This is a genomic window from Promicromonospora citrea (assembly GCF_013004695.1).
Lineage (GTDB): Bacteria > Actinomycetota > Actinomycetes > Actinomycetales > Cellulomonadaceae > Promicromonospora > Promicromonospora citrea.
The window spans coordinates 1-9,842 of record NZ_JABEMG010000152.1 but is presented as its reverse complement, the minus strand read 5'-3'; the positions used below and the strand labels follow the sequence as shown (position 1 = coordinate 9,842).

9 protein-coding genes are annotated in these 9,842 nt (G+C 72.7%); 3 read left to right on the top strand and 6 right to left on the bottom strand.

What is annotated here, in order from left to right; translation table 11 throughout:
* From HLB15_RS20400 to HLB15_RS20375, 6 genes are all read right to left on the bottom strand, one after another.
* A partial coding sequence (locus HLB15_RS20400; RefSeq protein ID WP_171108101.1) for a hypothetical protein occupies positions 1–1,419 on the bottom strand: 1,419 nt, incomplete at its 3' end.
* Complete coding sequence (locus HLB15_RS20395; protein WP_171108099.1) at positions 1,416–3,944, bottom strand: ATP-binding protein; 2,529 nt, start codon at positions 3,942–3,944, stop codon at positions 1,416–1,418. The genes HLB15_RS20395 and HLB15_RS20400, both read right to left, overlap by 4 nt.
* Positions 3,945–3,950: 6 nt before the next feature.
* Positions 3,951–4,712, bottom strand: coding sequence for a hypothetical protein (locus tag HLB15_RS20390; protein WP_171108097.1), 762 nt, complete (start codon positions 4,710–4,712; stop codon positions 3,951–3,953).
* Between the two features lie 104 nt (positions 4,713–4,816).
* A complete protein-coding gene (locus HLB15_RS20385; protein WP_171108095.1) occupies positions 4,817–5,101 on the bottom strand; it encodes a hypothetical protein in 285 nt (94 codons plus the stop codon).
* 20 nt (positions 5,102–5,121) lie between these two features.
* Positions 5,122–6,261 carry a conjugal transfer protein gene (locus tag HLB15_RS20380; RefSeq protein ID WP_171108093.1) on the bottom strand — a complete coding sequence of 380 codons (1,140 nt, stop codon included), beginning with the start codon at positions 6,259–6,261 and terminating at the stop codon, positions 5,122–5,124.
* Positions 6,258–6,584, bottom strand: coding sequence for a hypothetical protein (locus tag HLB15_RS20375; protein ID WP_171108091.1), 327 nt, complete (start codon positions 6,582–6,584; stop codon positions 6,258–6,260). The genes HLB15_RS20380 and HLB15_RS20375 overlap by 4 nt, the downstream gene beginning before the upstream one ends.
* 191 nt (positions 6,585–6,775) lie before the next feature.
* On the opposite strand from HLB15_RS20375, the gene HLB15_RS20370 reads away from it, so the two are divergent.
* From HLB15_RS20370 to HLB15_RS20360, 3 genes are all read left to right on the top strand, one after another.
* Positions 6,776–7,672 carry a sigma factor gene (locus HLB15_RS20370; protein ID WP_171108089.1) on the top strand — a complete coding sequence of 299 codons (897 nt, stop codon included), beginning with the start codon at positions 6,776–6,778 and terminating at the stop codon, positions 7,670–7,672.
* 496 nt (positions 7,673–8,168) lie between these two features.
* Positions 8,169–8,867: an SAF domain-containing protein gene (locus tag HLB15_RS20365; RefSeq protein WP_171108087.1), complete on the top strand. Its 699-nt coding sequence runs from the start codon at positions 8,169–8,171 to the stop codon at positions 8,865–8,867.
* A 3-nt stretch (positions 8,868–8,870) separates the two neighbouring features.
* Positions 8,871–9,755, top strand: coding sequence for a CpaE/TadZ family protein (locus tag HLB15_RS20360; protein ID WP_171108085.1), 885 nt, complete (start codon positions 8,871–8,873; stop codon positions 9,753–9,755).
* Positions 9,756–9,842: the final 87 nt, after the last annotated feature.

Sequence of the window (9,842 nt, the reverse complement as noted above, 5' to 3'; positions counted from 1 at the left end):
GGCCGCCGCACCGGCAGCCCCCACGGCGGCGCCGCCGGCCGCCGCGCCGGCGACCGAGCCGCCGGAGGGCGTGCCGTCCATCGCCGACGGGTTCGCGTCCACGGCGTCCGTGTCGATCACGCTCTCGTGCGGCTTGACCGGCGCGGGGCCCAGGCCGACGCCCGCCCACTCCTTGGCCTTGGTGTACCGGTCGCGCCACTTGGCGGTGCCGTCCCACGGCATCGCGGCGGGCTCGCCGACCTGCGACGGCACGCCCGCGGCCGCGAGCTTGTCCGCGAGGTTGCGCAGGCCTGCTCGCACGCTCGCGCCCATCAGCACGTAGAACACGGCGCCCGCGATGACGAGCGTGTTGAACAGGTACAGGCGCACCAGGAACGGCAGACCGCTCGTCGCGTCGTAGAAGCCGAGCAGCATCTTCATCCACGCGACGAGGAACATCGTGGCCATCGCGACGAGGATGCAGCCGAACCCGACGCTCGCGAACGTGCGGAAGAGCTGTGCCCGGGTGCCGCTCGAGATGACGCCCACCGGGAGCTGCCACAGCAGCTTGATCGCCGACCAGCCGAGCAGCAGCACCGCGAAGATGGTGCCGCCGACGATGACGACCGACAGCAGCAGGAACACGAACCCTGTCGTGAGCAGGCTGAGCGTCGAGACGACGGTGCCCGCGTCGACGGTCGACGACGCCTCCTCGTACGCCGCGTCGCACCCGCCGATCGCCTCGACGGCGTTCTCGCGCCCGACGTTCTCGGTGTAGGTGTCCTCGCAGCCGGTGCCGTCGATGACCGAGCCGTAGTTGATGATCTGGTGCGGCGCGCGCAGCAGCGTGTCCACGAGCTGCCCCTTGAGGCCGTCGCGGATCACCTGCGAGTCGCGCTGGAACGAGGCGCCCTCGGTCGCGAACCCGGTGGCGATGTCCATGCCGGCGTCGCGCGACTGCATGATCACGCCCTGCTCGCCGCCGATCGTCGCCATCGGGTTGGCGAGGAACGTCGTCGCGAGGGCCGCGATGAGACAGCCGATGAGCAGCTCCATGAAGCCGCCCGCGTACCGCCCCTTGAGCAGCCAGAAGCCGACGACGAACGCCAGGATGATGAGCATGAGGTTGAGCAGGCCGATCTGCGCGATCATGCTCTGCACGATGATGCTCAGCCCGGCCAGCGGCGCGAGGATGTAGCCGAGCCAGTCCATCCCGAGCACCCAGTCGAGCACCCAGATCTGGACGGCGACCATGTCGCGGTACCAGACCCAGAACATGCCGGCGAGGGTCGAGAAGATCTCGGAGTCGACGTTGAGCGGGTTCCACGGCGAGCCCGTGTCCCACTGCAGCGTGAACCGGTTGTAGCCCACGCCGTGCGTGTCCTGGAGGTTCAGCCCACCCTGCGGGTCGGCGAACGCGAGGGGAGCCAGCCGGTTCATGCCCCGATCACCGCACCCGACGAGCTCGTGGGCGTGGTCTTGACGGTCTGCGCGCGCTTCTCGACCAGGGGCGCCATGACCTTCGCGCGGCCGTACCGGGCCTGGAAGTCCCGGATCAGGCACTCGCCGCGCCGCTCCTCGGGCACGCCCGAGCCGTCGAGGACGGGCGCCGTCCCCTCGGTGACGAGCTTGACGAGGGTCTCGTCGACGGGCGCGTCCACGGGCAGACCGTGCAGCCAGCGCAGGCCGCGGCGCGCGAGGTTCGCGTCCCGGTGGCGCAGTAGCACGCGGAACGGGATGAGGCCGCGGACCACCTCGTTGCCGAAGTCCTCCTCGGCGTCGTGGCTGCCGAGCAGGAGCGCGGCCTTGTGCTTGCGGCCGTCGCGGATGAACATGCCGATCTCCTCGGCGGCCTCGGGCGACGACATCGTCTTGGACGCCTCGTCGGCCGCGAAGATGTCGAGCCTGCTGCGGTCACGGAAGCAGCGGTAGCGGGCCAGCGCCGCGATGAGCGCGAACGTGGCGCGGCCGAACACCTTCTCGGCCTTGAGCTCCGCGAACAGGTGGCCGTGCTCCATGTCCGCCTTCGACGGCAGCTGCATCTTGTGCGTGTGCAGCACGATCGCCGGTGACGTCAGGTCGAGCGGCGGCAGCGAGTCGTCGAACAGCGCGCGCCCGAAGTCGAGCTCGGAGAAGATGCGCATCTCGTCGGCGAGCATCCGGGCGCCGGGGTACTCGCAGTCCTGCTCGAGGTGCCGGGCCAGCGAGCCGAGCGACGTGATCTGGTGCCGCCACATGTACTCGGTCTGCAGCACCTTGGACAGCAGCACGTTCTGCTCCGACTTGGTCTGCACGGAGAGCAGCACGGTCAGGAAGGCGCGCGTGACGCGTGGCGCCTGTGCGGGCGGCAGGATCCGCAGGGGGTCCATGGACACGGTCGCGTCCTCGGAGATCTCCACGACCTGGGAGCCGGGGATCTCGGACACGGCGATGCCCCACTCGCCCATCTCGGTGTGGTCGACGGCCATGAGCGTCGCGCCCATGTCCACGTTATCCATCGCCACGGTCTTCATGCTCACCGACTTGCCCGAGCCGAGCTCGCCCACGAACCCCATGGCGAGCGCGACGTCCAGCTTGTCGGTGGCGCCCGCCAGGTTGACGAAGACCGGGTTGGGCCGGGCGGCGCCGTTCGAGATCTCCAGCGCGAACAGTGCGCCCGAGGTGTCGCCCAGCTCCGTCGTCGCGAACGGCACGGCGGCGGAGAACGAGCGCGCCGTCGTGATCTGCGAGTACTCGCGCACGGCCCGCGGCGTCGGCATGCCGGGGAGCGTGGCGTCGAACAGCGTGGGCTGGATCGTCGGGTCGGTGCGCAGCGCGAACTGCATGGCCGCGAAGTACTTGGTGAGGTCGCGCGCGTCGTCCAGCGCCTGCTCCGGGGTGTGGCCCGAGACGGTGAACATCGTGGTGGCGTCGACCTCGACCTCGAGCTCGTCGGCGTCCATCACCGCCTGGTACTCACCCAGCGCGCGGGCCGTGGTGTCCAGCGACGAGCCGGCGCGCTCCTCCTCGGAGCGCTGGTCGAACTGGTCGTTGAGGGTGCGCACCGCGCGGCGGTTGCGGTTCGTCACCTCGTCGCGGGACCGGACGGTCATCCGGATCGCCCAGTCGCAGGGCACGCCGGACTCGTCCACGCGGCCGATCCACTCGCAGCCCGGGTACACGATGCCCCCCGAGGGCGTGTCGCTCACCACGAGCGTCGTCTGGTAGGACGCGAGCTCCGGCGTGGCCGGGTCGACCACCTTGACGTACGGCCGCTTGAGGATCTGCAGCGGGCTGAGCTTCTTCTCGGAGTCGGTCTGCCCGGCCGGGTCCACCAGGGCCGACGGCAGCACCGACGGCCCCGACAGGTGCATCTCGGCGTCGAGCGAGCCGTCGACCGGGACGGCCGTGTCGAGCCCGAGGCCGCGCTGCATCGCGTGGCCGAACATCCACGCCATCTCGGCCACGGTCGCGGGCCGCGGGTCGAACGCGCTCGGCATCTCCTTGCGCAGCGCCTCGGCCTGGGCCGCGCGCTCGCCGACGGCGTGCCGGTCCGGCACGGAGCGCGGCATCATCAGCGTGTCCTGCAGGCTGGTCCAGCTCGCGCGCAGGGGCTCGAGCAACGCCTTGGCGCCGGGGTTGGCCAGCGGCGCGGCGATCCAGTGCACGCGGCGCCCGATCGGGATCTGCTCGAGGAAGTCGAGCGTCGCCTCGCACTCGGCGGCCCACGCCTCCCGCTCGGTGAGGTCGACGCCCTCGATCATGGCGAGCACGACGGACGCCGGGTCGGTGGCCGCCGTGAGGCCGAGGTGCAGCGACTCGCCGCGCAGCGCGCGGTAGAGCGCGGTGTGGTGCCGCCGGGCGGCGTGCTTCTTGTCGTCCGGCTGGAACGCATAGGGCACGGGGGACACGCGCCAGACCGCCCACACGGTCCCGGTGCGGGTCCACATGAGGCCGTCGGTCAGGGCCGAGATGTGGCTCAGCATGGGGGCTCAGTCCTCTCGCGGGGTCGGCTGGTCGGTGCGGTCGGTGCGGTCGGGGGACGCCGGGCGGCCGGCGAGCAGCTCGCCCACGCCCGTGAGCTCCGACCTCTGACGTTCCGCCGTGGCCGCCGCGGCAGCGGCGGCCCAGTCGGCGGGCGAGCGGCGCGCGGGCTGTGCGCCTCCCGCCGGGGTGCCGCCTCCCGGCGGCGCGGCCGGACGTGAGGTCGGGGGCGGGGCGTCGAGCCTGCGTCCCTCGAGGGTCGCGTCCGCGGGCCCGCGGGCGGTCAGCTCGGGCAGCAGCTCCGTCGGCACCGGCTGGACGACGACGGCCGGCGCGGGAGCGCCGTCGGGCCGGACAAGAGCCGACGGCGGGAGGGGTGCCGTCGTGGTGGCGGGCACGACCACCATGACCCGGTGGGTCAGCACACGGGGCTTGGGCAGCGTCACCTGGCCACCCACGAGGCGCCCGGGGCTGGAGGTCAGGTTCATCGCGTCCATGACGAACGAGAGGGGGTTGCGGCCCGAGCTGGGCAGCTTGCCGGTGGCCCACACGGTCCCCACCACCAGGCCCACCGCGACCACGATGTTCATGAAGCCGCCCAGCTGTGCCCACAGCGGAGCGGTCCGCCACAGCGCGAACGCCACCACGGCGCCCGCGCCCACCTGGGTGATGGTGTACGGCCCGCCCCAGATGCGTCCGCCGCTGGGCAGCTTGCCCACCAGCATCGGGATGCGGCGGGCCTTCGTGTAGAACTTCGCGGTCTCGGTCACCGGACACCCTCCTCACCACGTGCCGGGCGCGCGAACGCACCCGGCTGAACCCTGTGCCTTGCCCCCAGCGCCATGCCCCTGTGCCTGACGGCGGATCCTCCGCGTCAGAGAACCGTCTGCGTGCTCACGATCGCCGCGGGTGCGGCGAACTCGTCCCGCGCCAGCTCGGAGGTGACGTTGATACCGCCGTTGACGAGCCACAGGACGATGCCGCCCACGATCGCGGACATGAGGATCGCCGCGATCGACATCTTGGTCTTCACGGCGGTGATGACGACCATGAGGATGACGACCACGAAGGTCACCGACTCGATGGCGCTCTTGACCTCCTCGGACTTCACGGTGATGAGGTCGAGGAAGCCGTCTGCCATGACGATCTCGTTGATCATGGTTCTCTCCTTCGCTTTCTTTACCGTCCGGCGGTGCCGGAGCCGTTCGTGCCGGTAGGTGTCGTGTCGATACGGACGGCCGGCTCCACGCCGGCAACCTCCCAGCGCCCGTCGCGGGCGACGAGCGTGAGGACGTACTGGGAGGTGGTCTTCTGGCCGTCGAGCCGGGTCAGCTCGACGGTGGTCAGGGCGTGCGTGCCGTCGCCGTCGGCCGGGGACTCGCTCAGCTCGTGCGAGCCCTTGATACCGGTCACGGCCACGCCCGCGTAGGGGGCGGGCACGATCGCCGAGATCGTGGTGCCGGGGCGCAGGTAGCGCGAGATCTCCCCGTCGCCCGCGACCATGGCCGCGAGGAACCCGGAGACGGACTGGCCGGCCTCCGACGTCGGGGAGATGGTCTCGGGGTAGTCGAGGTCCGGCGGCTCGGCGGCAGCGGGGCCGGGCACGGGGGCGGGCAGCGCCAGGGCCGCCACGGCGAGCTCAGGTCCGGAGTACCGGGTCTCGGTGCGCTCGACGAGCACGGGTACCTGGAAGTAGCGGCGCACCCACACCAGGGGCACGTCGGCCTCCTCGCCCTCGGCCTGCCCGGCGGGCGGGGGCGTCGAGCCGGGGGCGGGCTCGGCGACGTCGACGCCGACGGTCACCGACCACACGCCGTCCTCGGCCGCCTCGCTCTGCGCGATCGACGAGTCACGGATGGTCAGACCCTCCTGGGGGAGAGAGCCGACCGGTGCGGAGGTGAGGGAGGCGAGGAGCTGCTGGTCGTCCTTGTCGGCGCGCAGCCAGGTCTCCACGAGCTCGACCGCGCGCTCGTTCGCGGCCGCCTGCGCCGCGGTGTCCGCGGGGCCGGACGTCGCGGCGACGGGCGCGGGGTCGGGGCGCAGGAAGGTCCACGCGAGGGCGGCGGGGCCGGCCAGGAGCGCGAGGGCGAGCAGCGCGCCCCACGCCTTCGTGACGAGGGCGGGGCCGTTGGACCACTCCACCACCTGAGGGGGTGCGTCGTCGCCGTCGTCCCCGCCGGCCGCCGACGACCGGGGTGCCGCGGTTCGGTCGGTCCCGGGGCGGGCCGCGCCGGCGCCGGGGCCGCCGCCTGCCGGAGCAGGCAGCTCTGCCGGTGCGGCGGCCTTCCTGCCGCGCCGGCGGACCAGGAGCGAGCTCATCGGGTCCGCACCTCGTTCTGCAGGTCCGCCTGGATGCGCGCGCGGGCCTCGCGCGCGCTGCGCACGCGGGGGCTGTCGAGCGCCTCGCTGAGGCGGGTCGTCGTGTCGTCGTCGCCGAGCGGGTCCGCGGTGAGGGTCGCGATGATGTCGGCCACCACGGGGGCCAGCGCACCGCGCGCCGCATGCACCTCCGCCGTGTCCCGCAGCAGGGACCAGGTGTGGTCGAAGTCCTGATCGGGGTCCGCGCTGCGGACCCCTGCGCTGCCGAGGTCGGTGCTGCCGAGTCCGGCGCCGGGCGCCTGGTCGAGCTCGTCCTTGCTCATCTCGCCTCTCCCGTTTCTCCGTCTCTTGCGTCTGCAGAGCACAAATGGCAGGTCGCGGGCTCGTGTGACATCGGTGACGGACCAGTTTTCAACGGGTGTGACGCAGGTCACATTCATGCAAAGTCAGCGGGCAACAGTGGCGGGCAACACCCCCGGGATGGACTCAGGGCTGAACGGAGGGGGGAACTGCCATGCCTGGACGCATGCCGACGCCGGCGTCGGGGACGCTGATGCGCGAGCTCGACCACGACTGGGCCGACCTGGTCCGCACGCGGTCCTTCGCGGCGGAGATCGAGCGGCTCGTCGCGCGGTTCCCGCAGCTCGCCGCGCTCCGCACGGGCGGAGCCGTCCGGCTCGCCCCCGCCGACGCCGACGAGGTGCTCTACGCGCTGATCGTCGAGCACGCGCGCGGCAGCTTCCCGGCGGGCCGCGCCGTCCTGCAGTGCATGCTGCCCGCCGTGCGCACGATCGTGCGCCGCTCGCGCAGGCACTACCCGGACGTGCAGGACCTCGAGCAGGAGGCCGCCGCGGCGATGTGGGACGCGATCACGCACTACGACCTCGAGCGGAGCAGCCGGGTCGCGATGCGCCTGCAGGGGCACACCCTCACGCGCGTCGTCGGCGACCGGGCACCGCACGCGCAGGGCGGCCGCGTGAGCCGCGGCCCCCAGGTCGCCGAGATCCCCACCGACACCACCACGCTGACCGTCCTCGAGCGGCCGACGCCCCCCGAGCCCGGGCCCGAGGTCGTCTACTCGCTCGCGAGCCTCTCGCTCGGGACGACGGGCGAGGTGCTCGACGTCATCGCGTGGGGGCTGGACCAGAGCGTCCTGACGAAGGACGAGTCAGCTCTCCTGGCGCGGCTCTACGCGCCGGACCCCGACCTCCCGGAGTACGCCGAGCTCGGCTCGGGTCGCGGGAACTATCAGCGGCGGGTGGCCCAGGAGCTGGGCCTCTCGCACGCAGCCTTGCGCCAGCGGGCGAGTCGCGCAGTGCGACGGCTGGCGGAAGCCGTTCAGTCCGGTGGTCTGTCTGGGGGACAGCCGGGCGAACGGGACGGTGAGGGACCACGACGACCGAACGGCTGAGCACTGGGGGGTGCGTGAAGCCCTGAAGTCGTCCGACGTCCGTCTCATCGCGAGAGGGCCCCACCGCCAGCGGGGCCCTCTCGTCCTGTCCGGACCCGCGCCAGCCAGCCTGCACGCATGCCTGTGATTTGTGGTCACCGGGCCCGGTGCGGGACGCTTTTCTCACGCCTGACCTGGGGAGTCAACACCACAGGTGTGGTATTGCCTCGTCAGGAGAAGATCGATCAAGGGTCACTCAATATTCAAGCCATCTCCACAACTTTGAAGTCTCCTTGACCTGGCGTGTGCTCGTGAGCCTGATTAGCGTTCAACCTGCCGGGTCCGCCCGCGTGGCCCAGGATTACCTGCGGCGTCACATCCGTGACGCGCGCAGGAGACCTTGGCCGGCACGGGCAGGAGCACGGTGGAGACAGGCGCACGCAAGGGAACCGCGACGGGACCCGCACCGGGGGCACCCGAGGCGGACTCCGCCGACGGGGTCGGAGGAGACGGCACGGTGAGCAGTGGCACGAAGGTCGCGAGCCAGGACCAGCAGGCCCGGTCCGCGACAAGACCTCAGCGGCCGGCACCGCCCGGGCCGCTCAAGCCCACGCGCGCCCGTCGCCGCCCCGCGCTGATCGCGCTCGGCCTCGCGCTCGTGGCGCTCAGCGTGCTCGCCGCCGTGTACCTCGTCAGCACCCTCGGCAACACCTACGAGGTCCTCGCCGTGCGCACCGACGTGTCGCGGGGCGCGGAGATCACCACGGGTGACGTCGGCATCGTCGAGCTGCCCGCCGGGCCGACCCTGCTCGAGCCGATCCCGGCCGACCAGCTCGACCGGTACGTGGGCGGCGTCGCCACGACCGACCTCAAGGCCGGTCAGCTCCTCACCGAGTCGAGCGTCGCCGACCAGCTCGAGCCCCCGGCGGGCCAGTCCGTCGTCGGCATCGCGCTCGCCCCGAGCCAGATGCCGCTCCAGCCGCTGCGCCCCGGGGACTCCGTCCGCATCGTCGAGACGCCCGCCGCCGGCGGCGAGCCGCCCGCCCAGGCGCCGTTCGCCATCGCCGCGACGGTCGTCACGCCCGCCCAGGACAGCCCCGTCGGGGACCAGAAGGTCGTCGACGTGCGCGTCGCGTCGGGGAACGCCGCGGCGCTCGCGGCCCGCGCGGCGACGGGCCGTGTCGCCCTCGTGCTCGACTCCACCGGGCAGGGCTGAGTCATGGCTCTCGTCGCCCTCGCCAACGCGAAGGGCTCCCCGGGGACGACCACGGCCGCGCTCGTGCTCGCGCTCCAGTGGCCCCGGCCCGTCCTGCTCGTCGAGGCCGACCTCGCCGGGTCCTCGATCCTCGCCGGGTACTTCCGCGGTCAGCTCCCGCACGACCGCGGTCTGCAGCAGCTCGCCATCGCGCACTCGCACGGCGACCTGGAGTCCGCGTTCTGGGAGCAGACCCTCCCGCTCGTGCGGAACGACCCGGACCGCAAGCTGCTGCCCGGCATCGTCAGCCCGCACACCGCGCCCGCCGTGGCGAACCTGTGGGGACCGCTCGCCAACCAGCTCGTCGCGCTCGAGCGTGGCGGGATCGACGTGCTCGTCGACCTCGGCCGGCTCGGCACGGGCGGCGTCGTGCGCGAGGACCGCGAGGCGCTGGTCCGGCTCGCCGACCAGGTGCTGATCACCACCGGCTCGCGCCTGCCCGACATCGCGGTGACGCGCGAGCTCGTCAAGTCACGCACGTCGCTGGTCGACGCCGCGGCGCACGACCTCACCAACCTCACCGTCCTCACGGTCGGTCCGGGCAGGCCGTACGACGCGAACGAGATCGCGCGCACGCTCGGCCTCGGCACGGTCGGCTCGCTGGCCTGGGACCCGGTCAACGCCGAGGTGCTGTCGGTCGGCTCGCCCGCGGGCCGCCGGTACGCGACGTCGCCGCTGGTCCGGTCGGCCGGTCCGGTCATCTCGCGCATCCAGGACCGCATCGAGAAGCGCCGCGCGCGGTTCGCCACGGGCCCGCGCGACGTCGGGCCGCAGGGCGCGGCCGCGGCGGGCGGCCCGTCCGCCGTGCAGAGCGGACCGTGGCGCGGACCCGGAGGGAGCGGCGCATGAGCGGCCCCGACCTGCCCGACCTGTCCTCGCTGCCGATCTTCCACGACGCCGATCCCGCCCAGCCGGGGCCGCGGCGCCCGGGCAACG

Bases quoted from the DNA above. Each gene is read 5' to 3' on its own strand.
- HLB15_RS20380 (WP_171108093.1), bottom strand. From the start codon at position 6,261: ATGAGCTCGCTCCTGGTCCGCCGGCGCGGCAGGAAGGCCGCCGCACCG.
- HLB15_RS20375 (WP_171108091.1), bottom strand. From the start codon at position 6,584: ATGAGCAAGGACGAGCTCGACCAGGCGCCCGGCGCCGGACTCGGCAGC.
- HLB15_RS20360 (WP_171108085.1), top strand. From the start codon at position 8,871: ATGGCTCTCGTCGCCCTCGCCAACGCGAAGGGCTCCCCGGGGACGACC.
- HLB15_RS20385 (WP_171108095.1), bottom strand. From the start codon at position 5,101: ATGATCAACGAGATCGTCATGGCAGACGGCTTCCTCGACCTCATCACC.
- HLB15_RS20370 (WP_171108089.1), top strand. From the start codon at position 6,776: ATGCCTGGACGCATGCCGACGCCGGCGTCGGGGACGCTGATGCGCGAG.
- HLB15_RS20395 (WP_171108099.1), bottom strand. From the start codon at position 3,944: ATGCTGAGCCACATCTCGGCCCTGACCGACGGCCTCATGTGGACCCGC.